1 pseudogene is annotated in these 255 nt (G+C 61.6%); it reads right to left on the bottom strand.

The annotated features are described in order from the left end of the window. Positions 1-255, bottom strand: a pseudogene (locus tag AACY45_RS29115) (amino acid ABC transporter permease); the annotation flags it as partial.

The following is a 255-nucleotide window of genomic DNA, read 5'->3' as shown; positions in this document are numbered from 1 at the left end:
ATGCTGCGAATCGCCCCGGCGAAAATCTCCGTGGTGTAGGCGCAGGTGTTCAGGGCGAAGGCCAGGATGGTGCAGTTCATCGCGTCACGGAAGAACGCGTCGAGCACCGGTTGCGCACGGATCGCGGTCAGGCTGTAGATCCCGGTGTAGCAGATCAGCAACTGGATATACAGCGGCGTACCGCGGAACAGGTAGGTGTAGAACTGCACCGGCCAGCGGATGTAGAAGCGCGGGGAAACCCGGGCAATCGACAGC

Origin of the sequence: Pseudomonas sp. RA_35y_Pfl2_P32 (genome assembly GCF_963970735.1) — a bacterium.
Taxonomy (GTDB): Bacteria; Pseudomonadota; Gammaproteobacteria; order Pseudomonadales; family Pseudomonadaceae; genus Aquipseudomonas.
This window is presented reverse-complemented; position numbering and strand designations above follow the sequence as displayed.